Source organism: Nocardia sp. NPDC050793, assembly GCF_040654065.1.
Lineage (GTDB): Bacteria > Actinomycetota > Actinomycetes > Mycobacteriales > Mycobacteriaceae > Nocardia.
The window spans coordinates 94,427-111,121 of record NZ_JBFAHG010000002.1 but is presented as its reverse complement, the minus strand read 5'-3'; the positions used below and the strand labels follow the sequence as shown (position 1 = coordinate 111,121).

Sequence of the window (16,695 nt, the reverse complement as noted above, 5' to 3'; positions counted from 1 at the left end):
TGGCGCGCAACGTTGTCGGCCGCAAGGCGGCATCGACTCGCGCGCTGGCGCAGTTGGTGGCGAGTGCGGCGTTCTTCGTCTGTGGCGTGCGCCCGGTCCGGGCGTTCCTGGCGCGGGATACCCCATGCGGTCGTAGGCTGAATTCATGTCGAGCGGCGAGATCAGAGGCGTGCTCTACGACATCGACGGCGTGCTGGTTACTTCCTGGCGGCCGATCGACGGAGCGCGCGACGCCGTGCGTGAATTGCGCGAAAGAGGTTTGCGCCGAGCATTTCTCACCAATACCACATCACGCACCTGCGCCGAGATCGGCGAGCGTTTACAGACGGCTGGATTCGAGATCGATTCCGGGGAAATCGTCACGGCGGGCCGGTTGACGGCCGAATTTTTGCGGCGCCGCTATCCGGGTGCGCGGGTCTGGGTGTTGAATCACGGCGACATCGCCGACGATCTCGCCGGGCTGGAGCTTGTCGAGGACCGTCCCGACGTGGTCGTGATCGGCGGCGCCGGAACGGAATTCACGCATCGCGCGCTCAGCCGGGTCGCCGAGCTCATGCTGGACGGGGTGCCCGCGGTGGCGATGCAGGGCGGCCTCACCTGGGCCACCGACGACGGACTGCGCATCGACGCGGGCGCGTATCTACCGGGACTTTCGGCGGCGGGCAACGCGGAGATCGAGGTGATCGGCAAGCCGGCTCCGACGGGGTTTCGCACCTGCGCGCAACTCATGGGTCTGGAGCCCTGCGAGGTCGTGATGGTCGGCGACGACCTGCATTCCGATGTGCTGGCCGGACAGGCCGTCGGCATGTCCGGGGTGCTGGTCCGTACCGGCAAATTCCGGCCCGGCGTGCTCGCGGCGGCCACCACGGCGCCGGACCACGTGATCGACTCCGTCGCCGTCCTGCCGGAACTGCTGCCGACCAGCGGCGACGCCGGGTGAACGAGAGGGACCGGTTCGTTCGAAAAAAGTTCTACTAAATTCCTCCAAAAGCCTTCCCGCGCGGCGCATCACTGGGTATCGTCCGTTTCGGCAAACAGCCAGTGACGACGGAGTCGCGATGGTCGGATCGGAGGAATGGTTGATCTAGCTACCAGGCTGCCAACTTTCGGCTAACGCGCGGTCGGTCGAAGGTTGAGACGAAGGGCCCGATCCATGACGAGGGGATCGGGCCCTTCGGTATTGTCTGGCGCAATGTCACAGGATGCGAATACGGGACGAATGTATGCCGGGCAACCCGTAGAGGACCGGCAACGCCAGCGGCGTGCGCGTTTTCTGGAATCAGGCCTGACGGTCTTTGCGCGCGACGGATACGCCAATAGTTCGGTGGGCGCCATCTGTAAAGACGCCGGACTCTCCTCACGACAGTTCTACGAGGAGTTCACCGGACGCGAGTCGCTCCTACTCGAGCTCTACGAGCAAATCGACAAGGAGTCGCGCGAAGCGGTGACGGCCGCGCTGGAGAAGAAGACCGACGCTTCAGCGCTCGACCTCATCGACGCCGCGGTGCGCGCCTACGTCCAGTCCATCGGGTCGGATCCGCGCAAGGCGCGAGTGGCGCTCGTCGAGGTGGTCGGCGCCGGACCCAAGGTGGAGAAGTTCCGCCTCGAGCTACGTCGCGTGTGGGGTTCGCTGCTGGCCAGCGCGGCCGAGGACGCGGCCATGCAAGGCGAAATCCCGCCCGGCGACTACGAAATGCGGGTGCTGGCGATCATCGGCGCGGTCAACTACGTGGTGGATTCGTGGAGCGGTTCGGATCCCCGCCCGCCGCTGGACGACGTGATCCACGTGCTCAGCCGAGTGATCATGGGCGCGGTCGGCGCGTAGCGGACCGGGTGGTCGGGCTGCCCGCGCGGCGATGTGCGATGCCGCGCGGTAGCGTGCGCTGCATGGAGACAGTTCCGATCCAGGTGCCGGACGGCAGCACCATTCCGGTGCGGTTGATACCGGCCGGGGGTCAGCACCGGCATGCGGTCACGCCCGACGCGCCGCGCCCGGTCGTGGTGATCGTGCCGGGGCTCGGCGTGCCCGGCGCCTACTACGAACTGGTCGCCCAGCAGCTCGCCGCGCGCGGATTCGACGCCGCTATCGGTGAACTGCGCGGCAACGGCGACAGCCGCCCCCGGCCGAGTCCGACCAGCACCTACGGCTACCACGAGCTGGTGTCGGTGGACTTCCCCGCGATCTTCCAGGTGGTGCGCGACCGGTTCCCGGCCAGCACGCCGTATCTGCTCGGGCACAGCATGGGCGGTCAGCTCGCCGTGATGTACGCGGCGCGGATTCGCGGCAGGCTGGGTGGGCTGATCCTCGTCGCCTCGGGCACGCCGTACTACCGGGGCTATCGCGGATTGTTCAGTCCCGGCATGCTGTTCGGCACCGCGGCGGCCTCGCTGACCGCCAGCCTCGCCGGTTTCTGGCCGGGCGATCGGATCACGGTCGGCGGCTTCGGTCCGCAGTCGAAGGTGCTCATCTCCGACTGGGCGCGGCTGGCGCGCACCGGCCGATTCGTGCCGGTCGGCGCCGATATCGACTACGAGGAACGCATCGCCCGGCTGAAGCTGCCGGTCCTGTCGGTCACCATCGCGGGTGACGAACTCACCCCGCGCGGGTCGGCCGAGCACTTGGTCGGCAAGATGCCCGATGCCGAGCTGACCACCTGGTATCAGCCGGAACCGTTGGGACACAACGGCTGGATCCCGGATCCGAACTCCACCGTCGACCGCATCGAGAAGTGGTTGCGCGACCGGTGATCGCGCGGCGGGCTCAGCGGCGGATCGCCAGCCGGCCCGTGATCGCGTAGTCATGCCGATCCTCCTGCCACGGCAGGTTTTCCGGGGTGGTTCGCGCAGCTGCCGAAGGTGGTCGGCTACCCGCCGCCCTGTGCCCCTCCTCCGGCACCTGGAGGAGGGGCTGGCCGAGCGCGTCACGGCGTAGTTCAGCCGGCCTGCTGTCCGCCGCCCTCCATGAGCATCTGGGTGAAGAACTCGTAGATGAGCGCGGCCTGGAACGCCATCTGCTTGTTGTCCGCGGCGCCGCCGTGTCCGCCTTCGATGTTCTCGTGGTACCAGAACGTGTGGCCCTGCTCCTCCAGCAGCGCCGCCATCTTGCGGGCGTGGCCGGGATGCACGCGGTCGTCGCGGGTGGAGGTGGTGATCAGGATCGGCGGGTAGTCGGCGTCGGCGCTGGTGTTCTGGTACGGCGAGTACTTGCCGATGTACTCCCATTCCTCCGGCTTGTCCGGGTCGCCGTACTCCGCCATCCACGAGGCGCCCGCCAGCAGCAGGTGGTAGCGCTTCATGTCGAGCAGCGGGACCTGGCAGACGATGGCGCCGAACAGCTCCGGATACCGGGTCAGCATCACGCCCATCAGCAGACCGCCGTTGCTGCCGCCCACCGCGCCGAGCTGTGCGGGCGTGGTGATGCCCCGGTCGACCAGATCTCTTGCGATGGCCGCGAAATCCTCGTACACCTTGTGGCGGTTGGCCTTCTGCACCGAGGTGTGCCATTCCGGGCCGTACTCGCCGCCGCCGCGGATGTTGGTCATCACCCAGGTGCCGCCGCGCTCCAGCCAGCCCATGCCGGAGGCGCCGCTGTAGGCGGGCGTGCGGGAGACCTCGAAGCCGCCGTAGCCGGACATGACCGTTGGACCGGGGACGTCCTTGCGGTCGCGATGCCGAATCACGAAGTACGGCACCATCGTTCCGTCGTCGGAGCGGGCGAAGAACTGCTCGGTCTCCACACCGTCCGCGTCGAAGAAGGCCGGCTCCTGCTTGAGCTGCTCGGTGCTACCGCCGACCGCGCTGGCCAGCAACGTGGCGGGCGTGGTGAATCCGCTTGTGGTGAGCATGAACTCGTCGCCGCCCTCCAGCGGGTCCAGGTTCATGACGCTGGTCGTCGCCATCGGCGGGGTGTCGGCCAGCGGCTCGACGGTCCATCCGTCCGATCCCGGGGTCAGCACGTGCAGCTTGGTCTGCACGTCTTGCAGAGTGATGAGCAGCAGGTGGTTCTCGGTCCAGCCGTAGCCGTGCAGCGAGGTGTGCGCGTCGGGCATGAAGAGCACCTCGAAATCCCTTGCGCCGGAGAGGAAACTCTCGAAGTCAGTGGCGAGCAGGGCGCCCGCCGGATAGGTCACGCCGCCCACCTCCCACGGCGACTTCAGCCGGACCAGTAGCCAGTCCTTGTACCAGGATTCGCTCGCGTCGCTGGGCACATCGATGTGGCGCAGCGTGCCGTCCGGCTCGATGAGGTGCACCTCTTCGTTGAAGAAGTCGGTGGCGCGGCCGACGAAATGGCGTTCGTAGCCGGGGGTGCGGTCGTAGCCCGCCGACACCGCGACGTCGTCCACGGTGCCTTCGAAAACCGCTTCGGCGTCGGCGAGTTCGGTGCCGCGCCGCCAGCGCTTGGCGATGCGCGGGTACCCGGATTCGGTCAGCGAACCAGGGCCGAAATCGGTGCCGACGTACACCGAGTCGACGTCGATCCACCTGATCTCCGATTTCGCCTCGGGTAGGAAGTAGCCGCCGTCCGCCGCGTCGATGAATTCCCTTCGCTCGATGTCGAATTCGCGAACGACCTTGGCGTCGGCGCCGCCCCGCGACAGGCTGATGAGCGCGCGCGACTGCTCGGGACGCAGCACCGCGGCGCCGCCCCACACCCAGTTCTCGTCCTCGGCGCCGGCCAGCGCGTCCAGGTCGATCAGGACGTCCCAGTCGGGCGATTCCTTGGCGTATTCGGCGAACGTGGTGCGGCGCCACAGGCCGCGCGGGTGCTCGGCGTCGCGCCAGAAGTTGTACAGCCAGCGCCCGCGACGGCCCGGGTAGGCGATCTTGGTGTCGGTGTCGAGCATGTCCAGGATGCGGTGCTCGAGGTCGGCGAACCGCTCGGTCGAGGCGAAGCGCTGACCGACCACCTCGTTGTGCGCGCGCGCCCAGGTCAGGGGTCGCTCGCCCGTCACTTCCTCGAGCCAGAGGTATCGATCCGTCACGTTCTGCTCAACGCCGCTCATGCCTCCACCTCGCTGGCACTCGGCTCCGGCATGCGTGAAGCGCGCTGGCACATGATTCGGTTACTGCGTTCCCTCATACCAATATTGTTGCTGAGCGGCGTCGTCCCTGCGTGCGCGGTTACCAGAAGTGTGCGACGTCGAGCACTACCCGCGATCCTGCGCCGGGTCCGTCCAGCGTGTACACCCGAAACGGCAGCCGCGCGCGCACGCCGACGCCGAAGGTGGTCTGGCCTTCGAACGAACCTGCCCAGGCGACCTGGCGGAAGGTCTGATAGCCGCCGACTCTGGCCAGTTCGCCGCGATCGTCCGGATGGTAGGTGCCGTTGCCCGCGTCGTCGTAGGCGGGTGCGTGCACCGTCACGCTGAGGAACGCGTCGCCGCGCAGCGGCACCGGCGCGCCCGACGCGTCCATCGTCACCGAGCCGACGTAACCGGCCCGGTAGCCGGTGACCGGGCCCGCGACGTCGATGACGAGCCGGTCGAAACACTGGTGACGACCGGAGCGCACATTCGTGATCGGAGCGGTCGAGTGATTGGGGTTCGCCTCCTCCAGCGAACCCCAGTCCAAACCGCAGTAGGAGGGAGTCGCGAGAGCGGGGCCGGGAATGATCATGAGTCCGATTCCGGCGACCAGCGCGGAAATCAGTACGAGGAATCGACGCACGTCGCACCGCCTTGGGCAGGTGGGGGATTGAAACAACTTGGAAATCGGTCGAATCGGGTGGTCCGTTAGCCGCAGTCGGGTCGCGAAACCGTCTCGAATTCGCACCGCCCTTCACCCTGCGCACGCGCGGACGGGTTCCGTTCGGCTCTGCTTCTAGGATCGGAATCCCGTACCGAGCGACAGGAGTCCGATTTGCCCCCCTTCCTGTGGGAACAGCACTGCTGCCTGCCGCTGCTGCCCTCCGCGGACATCACCGAGCTGGCCAGGTATCCGCTCGGCTCCCACCTGTCGGTGAACATCGGATACTCGCCGCAGCACACCGCCGACGCGCTGGCACTGGTGCACAAGTTCCGCCGGGATACGCTGGCGGACGGGCGATTCCGGCTGGTCGCCGGTCTGGACGACATCGGAGATCCGGAGCGGATCGCGCTCTCCTTCGATCTCGAAGACGCCGGTCCGCTCGGCGGCGACCTGGACAATGTCGAGGTGTTCCACGAACTCGGCGTGCGCTCGCTGCTGCCGACCTACAACTACGCCAACGAGGCCGGCTGCGGTTGCCTGGACACCGAGGACACCGGCCTCACCGCCTACGGCAGGGACCTGGTGCGCAAGCTCAACGAGGTCGGGGTGTTCGTCGACGGCTCGCACTGTTCCCGGCGCACGGGTCTCGACCTCGCCGCGTGCACCGCCGTGCCGATGATCTACAGCCACGCCAATTTCGCAGCGCTCTGGGATCACCCGCGCAACATCTCCGACGACCAGGCCAGGGCGTGCGCCGAGACCGGCGGCGTCATCGGCATCAACGGCGTCGGAATCTTCCTGGGCCACAACGCGGCCGACGAGCGAGCCGAGCGCGTCGCGGCGATGGCCGACCACATTCGCTACGGCGCGGACCTGGTCGGCGTCGAACACATCGGCATCGGCTCCGACTACTCGTTCGACGCCGAGGACTTCAATGCCGAGCTGTTCGCGAATCCCGAGGCGTTCTCCGAGTCCTACACCAAATGGGGTCCACTGCAATGGGTTCCACCGGAAGACCTGCTCGGCGTCGGAGTGGGAGCCGGCTTGGACGCGGAACTCGCCGCGCGCGGGTTCACCGAGGAGGAGCGGATCGCGGTGTTCGGCGGGAACTTCCGCCGGGTTGCCGAGCAGGTGTGGCGGGACTGAATCGGCTTACCGCGGAGGAGTGGGCCCGCGATGTCGGCGGATTCTCTGTGGGGTTGTCGAGTGGGTCTGGCGGGCTCCACCCTTGGCCGGGCCCGCGGGATCTTGCGCATGTCCATCGCTGCCGAGGGGGTCCGGCGGGCTCGTGCTGCTCGTGCCCGTCGGCGGGTCCCGAGACCTTCGGCGGGAATCTCCGCGTGGGTCCGCCCGTGGGTCCGCCGAGGAGGGTGTGGCGGGCTCGTACTGCTCGTGCCCGTCGGCGGGCCCCGAGACCTTCGGTAGGGATCTCCGCGGGGTCCGCCGAGCACGGTCTGGGCGGGCTCGAGCCCGTCGTCATCCCAGGCGCACGAGCATCTTGCCGGTGTTGGCGCCGGCCAGTACGCCGAGGAATGCGGCGGGTGCCTGCTCGAGCCCTTCGTAGACCGTTTCCCTGGTGCGCAGGGTTCCGTCGGCGAGCCAGGGGGCGGCTTTCGCGATGTACTCGCCGAAGATCGGAAGGTAACTGGTCACCAGCATGCCGCGTAGCGAAACCTCCTTGGTGGCAGCAAGATACAGGTCGGGACCAGGCTCGCCGGTCGCGCCGTTGTAGCCGCTGATCGCGCCCACCAGCGCGATGCGTCCCTTCGGTCGCATGGCCGCCACGGCGACGCGCAGGTGCTCGCCGCCGACGCTGTCCAAGTAGACATCGATGCCCTCCGGCGCCGCCGCGGCGAGCTGTCCGGCGAGATCGCCCGCGCGGTAGTCGATGGCGGCGTCGAATCCGAATTCGTCCAGCAGTAGGTCGGTTTTCGCGGGTCCGCCCGCCGAGCCGACGACTCGTCCCGCCCCCAGCGCCTTGGCGAGCTGTCCGGCGACGCTGCCCACCGCGCCCGCAGCCGCCGAAACGAAGACGGTGTCGCCGGGCCGGACCGGCGACACGTCGGTCAGCGCGGCATACGCGGTGAGACCGGTGGTCCCCAGCGCACCGAGGTAATGCTGCGGCGCGGCCACGGTTGCGTCGATCGGCGTCGCGAGCTCCGCGTCGAGCACCGCGTGCTCACGCCACCCCGCGAAGTGGGTCACCTGAGCACCCACCGCAATCCGTGCCGACCGCGACGCGATCACCTCCCCGACCGCCGAACCCTCCATGACCTCGCCCACCTGAAACGGTGCGATATAAGACGGGCGATCGTCCATCCGCCCACGCATGTACGGATCGACCGACATCCAGGTGTTGCGCACCAGAATCTGCCCGTCCGCGAGTTCGGGAATCGGGCGGCTCACCAACGCGAAGTTCGCCGCGCCCGGCACACCATCAGGACGCGACGCCAGCTGAATCCCGCGGGTGCCGACCGGCAATGCTGTCGTCGAAATGGATTGAGTACTCATCTGTTTCGCGCTTTCTCCGAGAACCTTCCGGACCGTTCCATCCGGCGCCTCCGACGTTATGAGCGCCCACGCCCCCTTCCCAGGTCCCGCAACGCCACCACCCGGTCCAAACGCGCCACCGGCCGCTTCCTCACAGAGGTTTCGCACGCTTCGCAGAGGTTGTGCGGTCTGCGAAGCGTATGGAAGGTCTGCGAGGTGCATGGAGCATCGGTGCCGCAGGGGTGGGAGGTGTCAGGCGGGGCGGCGGGTGGAAGGGGGTGTGCCGGTCCAGCGGTGGAAGGCTTTGCGGAGGGCGCGGTCGTCGGCGAAGCCGAGGCGGTCTGCCACGGTGGCGGTGGTGAATCCTTGGTCGAGAAGGGATTTCGCGCGTTCGTAGCGGGCGAGGTCGAGCTCGTGGCGCCAGCCGGTGTCGTGTTCGGCCAGTTGACGCTGCAAGGTGCGTGGGCTCACGGCCAAGCGGTGGGCGACCGATGCGAGTGATGGTTGGCCATCGTCGAGGGTCGTGTTCAGGGCCAGGCGGAAGGCTTCCAGCGGGCCGGGGAGCGGCTTGGCCGTCGCAAGCACCAGGTCGGCGTGGTTGCGGAGCAGGTCGGCGAGCATCGGGTCGGCGCGCGGCAGCGGGGCGGCGGCGTCGGCCTCGGTGAAGGTGATGGAGTCGGCGGGCGCGTCGAATTCGATGCGATCGGTGCCGAAGGCGGCGGTCAGTGCGTCGTGGGTGGCGGGAGCGGACCGGCTCAGGGTGAGGCGGACGGGGATCACCGGGCGGCCGATCGCCTCGCGGGCGCGCCGCAGGTAGTAGGCGAGAACGTACTCGTTGACCACCGCGGCGACCGCGGGGTCGCCCGCCGAGGTGCGATAGCCGACGGTGAGTTCGCCGGGATGTTCCAGCTCGAAGCCCTCCTCGGCGGCCGTCACCAGCCGGTGATAGGGCTGGGCCGCCCGCAGCGCCTCGGCCAGCGTCGGACCGTTGGTGACGAGGTAGTCCCACGTCGTCAGAGTGCCGAGCGGTGCGGCCGCCGCCACCGCGAGACCGGCGCCAGGCCCCGGCCTCGCCTGCGCGAGTAGCTCCCACAGATCGACCAGGGAGCGCAGCGGAATCCGATTGAGCTCGCTGGTCAGCGCGGCGTCGTCGATCGCGGGAATACGGGCCAGCCGCGCGGGGTCGACGTTCGATAGCCGGACGACATCACGGACCAGGCGAACGAGATGAGTCGAGGTGGTGCCGTCGATCGCATCGAGCGGACGGGACGGCCTCGCGCCGCTCGATCCGCTGTTCGTCACGAGCTCACAGTAGTGCCACCGAAGCCGCTCACGTCGGGCTCGGTGGTGCCCGTTCGATGCCGATTCGACGCGGGAGGCCGGCATGTCACCGGCGCGGGCGGCGCTGGGTGGACTACGCACGGCGGAGCCTGGCCCAGGCCGCTCACACCCAGCTCGCCGAGGCCTCGCCTGCTCTCGTCTCGCGCCGATCCGACCCTGAGTGCTAGGCATCTCACCGAAGCGGGGGACGATGGGTGAACGACGCACGGCGGAGCCCGGTCGAGGCCGCTGACGCCCAGCTCGTCGCAGGCTCGGCGCCCCTCGTCTCGCGCCGCTCCGACCTCGAGTGCTCGGCATCTCACCGAAGCGGGGGCACGATGGGTGAACTCCGCGCGGCGGAGTTAGGCTCGGTGACGTGACTTCCCACTACGATGTCGTCGTTCTCGGCGCTGGTCCCGGCGGTTATGTCGCCGCGATCCGCGCCGCTCAACTCGGCCTGCGAACAGCGATCGTCGAGCAGAAATACTGGGGCGGTGTGTGCCTGAACGTGGGCTGCATCCCGTCGAAGGCGTTGCTGCGCAATGCCGAGCTCGCGCACATTTTCACCAAAGAAGCCAAGACCTTCGGCATCACCGGTGAGGCTAGCTTCGACTTCGGCGCGGCGTTCGACCGCAGCCGCAAGGTGGCGGACGGCCGGGTCAAGGGCGTCCACTTCCTGATGAAGAAGAACAAGATCGACGAGTTCGACGGCAAGGGCAGCTTCGTCGACGCGAACACGCTCTCGGTCGAGCTGTCCAAGGGCGGCACCGAGACCGTCACGTTCGACAACGTGATCATCGCGACGGGCACCGTCACCAAGATGCTGCCCGGCACCCAGCTCAGCGCCAACGTCGTCACCTACGAAGAGCAGATCATGACCCGGGAGCTGCCCGGTTCGGTCCTGATCGTCGGCGCGGGCGCGATCGGCATGGAGTTCGGCTACGTCCTGAAGAACTACGGCGTCGATGTGCGCATCGTGGAGTTCCTCGACCGCGCGCTGCCCAACGAGGACGCCGACGTCTCCAAGGAGATCACCAAGGCGTACAAGAAGCTCGGCATCACCATCACCACCGGTGCGGCCGTGCAGTCCATCGACGACGACGGTGCCAAGGTCACCGTCTCGATCAAGGACAACAAGACCGGCGCGCTGGAGACCGTCACCGTCGACAAGGTGCTGCAGGCCGTCGGCTTCGCGCCGCGGGTGGAGGGCTACGGCCTGGAGAACACCGGCGTGCAGCTGGAGCGCGGCGCCATCGCGATCGACGACTACATGCGCACCAACGTGCCGCATATCTACGCCATCGGTGACGTCACCGGGAAGCTGCAGCTCGCGCACGTCGCGGAGGCGCAGGGCGTGGTCGCCGCCGAGACCATCGGCGGTGCGGAGACCCTCACCCTGGGTGACTACCGGATGATGCCGCGCGCCACCTTCTGCCAGCCGCAGGTGGCCAGCTTCGGGCTGACCGAGGAGCAGGCGCGCGCCGAGGGCTACGACGTGAAGGTCGCGACCTTCCCGTTCACCGCCAACGGCAAGGCGCACGGTCTCGGCGACGCGACCGGTTTCGTGAAGCTGATCTCCGACGCCAAGTACGGCGAGCTGATCGGCGGCCACCTGATCGGACCCGACGTCTCGGAGCTGCTGCCCGAGCTGACCCTGGCCCAGAAGTGGGACCTCACGGTCAACGAGCTCGCGCGCAACGTGCACACCCACCCGACGCTCAGCGAGGCGCTGCAGGAGGCCATCCACGGCCTCGCGGGCCACATGATCAACTTCTGAGCGGTGTTTTCGGCGCGCTGGCGCGCGCGGGTTCGCGGCCCCCTGGTGTCTCGCTTCCGAGCGTTCGAGTCAGAGCCCTACTGGTTCGTGGTGTGGGCGTCGATGGGGGGATGAGTGCGGCGGGCGGGCCCGCGGGGGTTCCCGCCCCCCTGGTGACTCCCTTCCGAGCGTTCGAGTCTCGCACCTTCGGTGCATGCGTCTCGAACGCTCGGAAGCGAGACGGGCCGCGAACGGGCTCGTAAGACTCGCCCTCGGGGTGGCTGGTAGGGCGCGGAGGATGCGTTCGCCCGAATATGGTTCTCGCCGAGGGGGTTCGGTCGCGACTTCTGATATACAGCGAAGATGCTTCGCCGGTTGTCGATCGGGTTCGCGCTCGCCCTCGTGCTCGTTGTGCTGGTTGGGATCGGCACCTATTTCCTGATGAACTCGCGCACCTATCAGGTGGCGGGGCGGCTGGTGGATCGAGTCGACACCGCGGACAAGGTGGTCGCGTTGACGCTCGACGACGGACCTTCCGACAACGCACCCGAGGTGCTGAAAGTCCTTGCCGACGCGGGCATTACGGCCACCTTCTACCTGAACGGGCGCGATCTCGCCGCGCGACCCGAGGCGGGCAGGGCGATCGCCGCCGCGGGCCACGAGATCGGTAACCACACCTACAACCACCGCCGCATGGTGTTCGTCTCCGACGAGACCGTGCGCGCCGAGATCGAGGACACCGACGCCGAGATCGCGAAAACCGGCTACCGCGGCCCCATCACCTTCCGCCCACCCTACGGTAAGAAACTCTGGTCGCTGCCCGAATATCTCGCCGACCACGACCGCACCACCGTCATGTGGGACGTCGAACCGGACTCCGGAAAAGTGGCCACCACCGACGAGATCGTCCGCGAAACCGTCGCCGAGGTCCGCCCCGGCTCCATCGTCCTGCTGCACGTCATGAGCAACCCGGACTCCCTCGCCGCCATCCCCCGCATAGTCGCCCAACTGCGTGCCGACGGCTACACCTTCCTACCGATCTCGCAACTCCTCACCCGCTGAGCGGCCGACGACCGGGCCGAGGCGTGTTCGAACCCGGCGAGGCACAGTCATCGGATTGCGCTCGGCCGGTAAATGTTTCGTCGCACCGTGCGATCGAGTGGATCAGAGCATGCCGTAGGCGTTGTCGGGGGTGAAGCGGGCGAGGACGCGGTGTTCTTCGACCATGGAGCGTCGGTAGTCGGACCAGTCGGGGTGTTCGCCGGAGGCCGCGCGGTAGTAGGCGACGAGCTCTTCGACGGTGGGGTCGTCGGGGTCGGCGGCGACGGGGGTGAGTTCGACGGTTCCTTCGAGGACGGCATAGGCGAAGAAATCGTCGCGGGTGACGTGCAGCGCGGCCCACGGGTCGCGGCGCAGATTGTGGTACTTGGCGCGGTCGGCGGTGATGGAGATGCGGATGATGTCGTCGTCTCCGACGACGTGCAGCACGTTGGACAGTTGCGGCCTGCCGTTGCGGCGGATGGTGGTCAGCACGGAACGGCGGGCGGAGCGGGCGAAATCGACGGCTTCGGAGAGTTCCATGTCACCTGCAACCGATCGCCGGGCGCGGTCGTTCCCGGCGGGCGAGATCAATCGCGGTGATAGGCGGCCTGGGCCTCGTTGACCCGTGGCATGTTCTTCTCCACCACCTGAATGAGTGCCTCGAGCTGGTCCGCCACCTCGGCGCCGAGTTCGGTGAGGGTGTATTCCACGCGCGGCGGGATGGTCTCCTGGACCTCGCGATGCACCATGCCGTCGCGTTCCAGTGCTTGCAGTGTCTGCGAGAGCATGCGTTCGCTCACGCCGTCGACCCGCCTGCGAAGCGCGCTGAAGCGGTACGGCCCCTCCCGCAGCGCCACCATGGCCAGGATGCCCCACCGGCTCGCCACATTCTGCAAAACCGGCCGCGACGTGCAATTCCGCGCGAAGACGTCGGCTTCCAGCGTGGGATCGTCGGTGTCCTCCGACGAGGTTCGCTGGGTGGTCATGGTTCTCGATAGTACCCGACTTGACCAAAGCGTCGACAAAAGGAATAGTGCTTACTAATAGTTAGTACAAGCAGTTCAGTGCACAACCTTGGAGGAAGTCATGACCGTCGCCATCGCGGGAGCAAGCGGACAGCTGGGCCGGCTAGTCGTCGAGGAACTGCTGCGCGCGGGCGAAGCGCCCGTCGCGATCGTGCGCGATCCGCGGAAGGTCGCCGACTTGACCGAGCGTGGCGTCGAGGTGCGGCAGGCCGACTACGGTGACACCACCGCGCTCGATCGCGCGCTGGCGGGCGTCGACCGGTTGCTGCTGATCTCCGGCAACGAGTTCGGTGAGCGAGTCGCGCAACACACCAACGTGATTCGCGCCGCCGAGCGCGCGGGCGTCGAGCTGCTCGCCTACACCAGCATTCCCGGCGCCACCGAGAACCCGCTGATCCTGGCACAGGAACACCGCGGCACCGAGGCGGTATTGGCCGAGTCCACCGTGCCGTACACGCTGCTGCGCAACAGCTGGTACTGGGAGAACTACCTCGGTGGCCTGGCGCACGCGGTGGAATCCGGTGTGCTGCACGGTGCGGCGGGGCAGGGCCGGGTAGCCGGTGCGTCCCGCGCGGACTACGCCGCGGCCGCCGCGCGCGTGCTCATCACCGACGGTCACGAGGGCCGGGTCTACGAACTCGGCGGCGACGATCGGCTCACCTATGCCGAACTGGCGCACGCTATTTCGGAGGCGGCGGGCAAGCCGGTGCGGTACGAGAATCTTGCCGAGGCGGACTACGCGGCCGTGCTCGAAAAGGCCGGGCTGCCCGCCGGATACGCGAAGGCGCTGGCCGACGCCGACACCGGCATCGCCGCAGGTGTGCTCGACGTCGACTCGGGCGACCTGCAGAAGCTGCTCGGCCGTCCGTCGACTCCGGCGGTCGAGGTCTTCCGCGCCGCCCTCTCCTGACCTGAGAACTCTTGCGCCGGTGCGCGATCCGCGCTCGTGGACCGCGCACCGGCGTTCGTCGTCATACCCACTGCACGAGCTGGATGACGATCCCGTTCGGGTCCGACATCTGGAAGTACCGCTCGCCCCACTCCTCCGTCTCGATGGGCGTCACGATCGGCACCCCCTCGGCCTGGAGGCGGGCGTACTCGGCGTCGATGTCGTCGACCACGAACACCACGAGCAGCCCGTCGCCCGCGCTGCCCGCCGCGCTCGCCGGCTTGAAGGTCGGCAGCCCGGTGCGCAGGTAGATGAGGTTCATCCCGGCGTCCGGCCGCTCCAACGAGACGAACCCGTCGGCGGACATCTGCTCGGTGAACCCGAGATGGTCGATGACGAACTTCGCCGAGGCCTGGGGGTCGGCGACGTTGAGCGAGATGGCGGAAGCGGTGATGCGCATGGGTCCTCCTCGGGGCGGTGAAATAACTCTATACTTAGTACGCTATACGTTGTAGGGAAATTTCCGGAAGCGTGCACTATGAGCTGGATCACGCCGGGCGGCGGAGCGGGGAATCGACCTGGGACGCGGAGCTCGGCCTCGCGCCACCGACGCCGCAAGCCGAGGTGATCGACCTCGTGCTGGCGACCGGTCTACCGCGAGATGCCGCGCGCCGAGCTGCCACGCCTGCCGGGCGAGCGGGTCGCGATGATCGCAAAGAGAACTGGATGCGCCTGGCCAGGCATCCATCGGTGGCTTACCGATCGACCGTGCTGGGAACCGGCGGCTCCGGTGGCGTTGCCGCGCCTACGACCTGCCGCTTCGACGCGGCCGATCGAAAAAGGTGTGCGCTCAGAGCCCGTCGCGCTGGATGCGCAAGGCGGTGATGGTCGAGGCCAGCCCCTCGTACTGGTTGATCAGCAGCACGATCTCGATGAGGCTGCGCTCGTCGTAGTAGGCGGCCAGCCGCGCCCAGGTGGCGTCGTCGATGTCGCGGGTCGCCACGAGCTGGTCGACCGCCTCGAGCAGCGCGCGATGTTTGTCCGTCCAGTAGGGATCGGCGGGTCCGGTGCGCAGCCGCTCCAGGATCTCGGGCGTGACGCCGGCGCGGCGGCCGAGCCGGATGTGATGGTCCATCTCGTATTCGCAGCCGCGCAGGTGGGCGACGCGAATGATGACCAGCTCGGATTCGTGTCGCGGCAGTCGTCCGCCCGGCATCAGTCGCCCTGAGTAGTGCAGCCAGCCGCGGAACAGTCCCTTGGTGCGGCCGAGCGTGCTGAACAGGTGCGCGTCGGACGTGCCAGCGGCGCGCGAGAGCACCTGCCAGACAGCCCAATTCACCGGCCCGAGCTCCTTGAGACGTCCCGGTGCGATTCGTGGTTGCGACATCGAAACCATGCTTCCGCCTTCCGCGGTGAGGGCCTCCCCGCCGTCGTGTTCGGTCCGGTCGCCTCGCGCCGGACCGAGAGCCGAGCCTACCCGCGCTTTCCGCTTTCCAGTGGTTTTCGCGGGTGCGGACCGGCATCATCAGTACCGGTGCGGACCGCCGGGGCCGTGGGCGGGCTGCGCCTCGGGTGCGAACAGGTCGATCAGGGGTCGAGGCACATGTTGGTGAAGATCAGGCCCGGAGCGCAGCTCTCCGGTGCAGAGCAGGAATTCGTGGACTGCCTGCGGGCCCTTCCGTCGACCGCTTTCGCCGCGGTCGACGCGCAGGTGGGAGACAACGGAACTCGTCAGATCGATGCGGTGGTGATCACGCCGCGCGGTGTCACGGTGGTCGAGGTCAGAGGATTCCGGCGGCGCCAGAGCGGCATTCTCGGCGTCTCGGACGACGAACCGTTCACCATCAGTGGCACCCCAGCCGATTTCGACGACGAGAACGTCGCGAACCCGATCGAACGCCTGGAGCAGGCCGTGTTCGCGGTGAAGAGCAAACTCGAACGGGCGCTGATCGATCCGGGCCACGTGTGCGGCGTGGTCGCGCTGATTCCGTTCCGCGGCGTGGTGGTGCGCCCCGCGCGGACGAACGTGCGCTCCGGTATCGACGTCATCGTGGCCAACGTCCCCGATGCCACCGAATTGCGCATCTACCTGGAGGGTTTCGCGGCCGGGCCGCGCAGCTGGAGCGCGGACCGGGTGATCTCGGCGGCCTCGGCGCTCGGTGTGACCGCGCCGTCCCGGGCCGAACTGATCGCCGACGGATTCGATGAACAGGCGGCGCATTCGCACCTGCCCGCCGCCCTCGCGCCCCCGCCGCCCGCTCCGCCGCCGCCGAGTCCGCCGACCCGCTCCCAGCACGCGGTGACCTGGGCGGTCGTCGCGGTGGCCGTGATCGGCATGCTGGTGGTGTTCGGCGTGGTCGCCACGGCGGTGGCGCGCGACGAGCCGCATCCCGGTTCGGAACCGGAAGCCACGTCCAGTACGGTGGCTCCGTCCCCGCCGCCCTATCGGCCGCGCGACTGCTATCCGTTCCAGACCGACTGCTGAA

The 16,695-nt window shown here is 68.1% G+C and carries 16 protein-coding genes; 8 read left to right on the top strand and 8 right to left on the bottom strand.

Annotation, left to right across the window (positions count from 1 at the left end; genetic code table 11):
- The first annotated feature begins 145 nt into the window (after window positions 1–145).
- The 3 genes from AB0H50_RS06015 to AB0H50_RS06005 all read left to right on the top strand — a co-directional run bounded on the left by AB0H50_RS06015 (window position 146) and on the right by AB0H50_RS06005 (window position 2,748).
- Window positions 146–940: an HAD-IIA family hydrolase gene (locus AB0H50_RS06015; protein WP_357447618.1), complete on the top strand. Its 795-nt coding sequence runs from the start codon at window positions 146–148 to the stop codon at window positions 938–940.
- A gap of 252 nt (window positions 941–1,192) precedes the next feature.
- Window positions 1,193–1,825, top strand: coding sequence for a TetR/AcrR family transcriptional regulator (locus tag AB0H50_RS06010; RefSeq protein WP_357447616.1), 633 nt, complete (start codon window positions 1,193–1,195; stop codon window positions 1,823–1,825).
- A gap of 62 nt (window positions 1,826–1,887) precedes the next feature.
- Window positions 1,888–2,748 (top strand): alpha/beta fold hydrolase, encoded by an 861-nt coding sequence (locus AB0H50_RS06005; RefSeq protein WP_357447613.1) that lies wholly within the window; start codon window positions 1,888–1,890, stop codon window positions 2,746–2,748.
- A gap of 185 nt (window positions 2,749–2,933) precedes the next feature.
- On the opposite strand, the gene AB0H50_RS06000 is transcribed toward AB0H50_RS06005, so the two are convergent.
- Complete coding sequence (locus AB0H50_RS06000) at window positions 2,934–5,003, bottom strand: prolyl oligopeptidase family serine peptidase (protein ID WP_357447610.1); 2,070 nt, start codon at window positions 5,001–5,003, stop codon at window positions 2,934–2,936.
- Between the two features lie 118 nt (window positions 5,004–5,121).
- A complete protein-coding gene (locus AB0H50_RS05995; protein ID WP_357447608.1) occupies window positions 5,122–5,667 on the bottom strand; it encodes a hypothetical protein in 546 nt (181 codons plus the stop codon).
- 192 nt (window positions 5,668–5,859) lie between these two features.
- Here AB0H50_RS05995 and AB0H50_RS05990 point away from each other — a divergent pair, with 192 nt between their 5' ends.
- A complete protein-coding gene (locus AB0H50_RS05990; protein ID WP_357447605.1) occupies window positions 5,860–6,834 on the top strand; it encodes a membrane dipeptidase in 975 nt (324 codons plus the stop codon).
- A 330-nt stretch (window positions 6,835–7,164) separates the two neighbouring features.
- Here AB0H50_RS05990 and AB0H50_RS05985 read toward each other — a convergent pair whose 3' ends face one another.
- Window positions 7,165–8,184: an NADP-dependent oxidoreductase gene (locus AB0H50_RS05985; RefSeq protein ID WP_357449308.1), complete on the bottom strand. Its 1,020-nt coding sequence runs from the start codon at window positions 8,182–8,184 to the stop codon at window positions 7,165–7,167.
- Window positions 8,185–8,430: 246 nt separating this feature from the next.
- On the bottom strand, window positions 8,431–9,480 hold the full coding sequence (locus AB0H50_RS05980) for an AraC family transcriptional regulator ligand-binding domain-containing protein (RefSeq protein WP_357447602.1): 1,050 nt from the start codon (window positions 9,478–9,480) through the stop codon (window positions 8,431–8,433).
- 394 nt (window positions 9,481–9,874) lie between these two features.
- On the opposite strand from AB0H50_RS05980, the gene lpdA reads away from it, so the two are divergent.
- Both lpdA and AB0H50_RS05970 read left to right on the top strand, forming a co-directional pair.
- Window positions 9,875–11,275: a dihydrolipoyl dehydrogenase gene (gene lpdA, locus AB0H50_RS05975; RefSeq protein ID WP_357447600.1), complete on the top strand. Its 1,401-nt coding sequence runs from the start codon at window positions 9,875–9,877 to the stop codon at window positions 11,273–11,275.
- Window positions 11,276–11,617: 342 nt separating this feature from the next.
- Window positions 11,618–12,316, top strand: coding sequence for a polysaccharide deacetylase family protein (locus tag AB0H50_RS05970; protein ID WP_357447597.1), 699 nt, complete (start codon window positions 11,618–11,620; stop codon window positions 12,314–12,316).
- Between the two features lie 102 nt (window positions 12,317–12,418).
- Here AB0H50_RS05970 and AB0H50_RS05965 read toward each other — a convergent pair whose 3' ends face one another.
- Both AB0H50_RS05965 and AB0H50_RS05960 read right to left on the bottom strand, forming a co-directional pair.
- A complete protein-coding gene (locus tag AB0H50_RS05965; protein WP_357447594.1) occupies window positions 12,419–12,835 on the bottom strand; it encodes a PPOX class F420-dependent oxidoreductase in 417 nt (138 codons plus the stop codon).
- A gap of 47 nt (window positions 12,836–12,882) precedes the next feature.
- The gene (locus AB0H50_RS05960) at window positions 12,883–13,281 is read right to left on the bottom strand and encodes a helix-turn-helix domain-containing protein (RefSeq protein ID WP_357447591.1); all 399 of its coding nucleotides are present in this window, start codon (window positions 13,279–13,281) and stop codon (window positions 12,883–12,885) included.
- 100 nt (window positions 13,282–13,381) lie between these two features.
- Here AB0H50_RS05960 and AB0H50_RS05955 point away from each other — a divergent pair, with 100 nt between their 5' ends.
- Window positions 13,382–14,230 (top strand): SDR family oxidoreductase, encoded by an 849-nt coding sequence (locus AB0H50_RS05955; RefSeq protein WP_357447588.1) that lies wholly within the window; start codon window positions 13,382–13,384, stop codon window positions 14,228–14,230.
- Window positions 14,231–14,291: 61 nt separating this feature from the next.
- On the opposite strand, the gene AB0H50_RS05950 is transcribed toward AB0H50_RS05955, so the two are convergent.
- Window positions 14,292–14,669 (bottom strand): VOC family protein, encoded by a 378-nt coding sequence (locus AB0H50_RS05950; protein ID WP_357447585.1) that lies wholly within the window; start codon window positions 14,667–14,669, stop codon window positions 14,292–14,294.
- Window positions 14,670–15,059: 390 nt separating this feature from the next.
- Window positions 15,060–15,605 (bottom strand): carboxymuconolactone decarboxylase family protein, encoded by a 546-nt coding sequence (locus tag AB0H50_RS05945; RefSeq protein ID WP_357447582.1) that lies wholly within the window; start codon window positions 15,603–15,605, stop codon window positions 15,060–15,062.
- Window positions 15,606–15,812: 207 nt separating this feature from the next.
- Here AB0H50_RS05945 and AB0H50_RS05940 point away from each other — a divergent pair, with 207 nt between their 5' ends.
- On the top strand, window positions 15,813–16,694 hold the full coding sequence (locus AB0H50_RS05940; protein WP_357447579.1) for a nuclease-related domain-containing protein: 882 nt from the start codon (window positions 15,813–15,815) through the stop codon (window positions 16,692–16,694).
- Window position 16,695: the final 1 nt, after the last annotated feature.

Coding starts and splice junctions, on each gene's coding strand:
- AB0H50_RS06010 (WP_357447616.1), top strand. CDS start 1,193: ATGTCACAGGATGCGAATACGGGACGAATGTATGCCGGGCAACCCGTA.
- AB0H50_RS06015 (WP_357447618.1), top strand. CDS start 146: ATGTCGAGCGGCGAGATCAGAGGCGTGCTCTACGACATCGACGGCGTG.
- AB0H50_RS05950 (WP_357447585.1), bottom strand. CDS start 14,669: ATGCGCATCACCGCTTCCGCCATCTCGCTCAACGTCGCCGACCCCCAG.
- AB0H50_RS05960 (WP_357447591.1), bottom strand. CDS start 13,281: ATGACCACCCAGCGAACCTCGTCGGAGGACACCGACGATCCCACGCTG.
- AB0H50_RS06000 (WP_357447610.1), bottom strand. CDS start 5,003: ATGAGCGGCGTTGAGCAGAACGTGACGGATCGATACCTCTGGCTCGAG.
- AB0H50_RS05955 (WP_357447588.1), top strand. CDS start 13,382: ATGACCGTCGCCATCGCGGGAGCAAGCGGACAGCTGGGCCGGCTAGTC.
- AB0H50_RS05970 (WP_357447597.1), top strand. CDS start 11,618: ATGCTTCGCCGGTTGTCGATCGGGTTCGCGCTCGCCCTCGTGCTCGTT.
- AB0H50_RS06005 (WP_357447613.1), top strand. CDS start 1,888: ATGGAGACAGTTCCGATCCAGGTGCCGGACGGCAGCACCATTCCGGTG.
- AB0H50_RS05940 (WP_357447579.1), top strand. CDS start 15,813: ATGTTGGTGAAGATCAGGCCCGGAGCGCAGCTCTCCGGTGCAGAGCAG.
- AB0H50_RS05945 (WP_357447582.1), bottom strand. CDS start 15,605: ATGGTTTCGATGTCGCAACCACGAATCGCACCGGGACGTCTCAAGGAG.
- AB0H50_RS05965 (WP_357447594.1), bottom strand. CDS start 12,835: ATGGAACTCTCCGAAGCCGTCGATTTCGCCCGCTCCGCCCGCCGTTCC.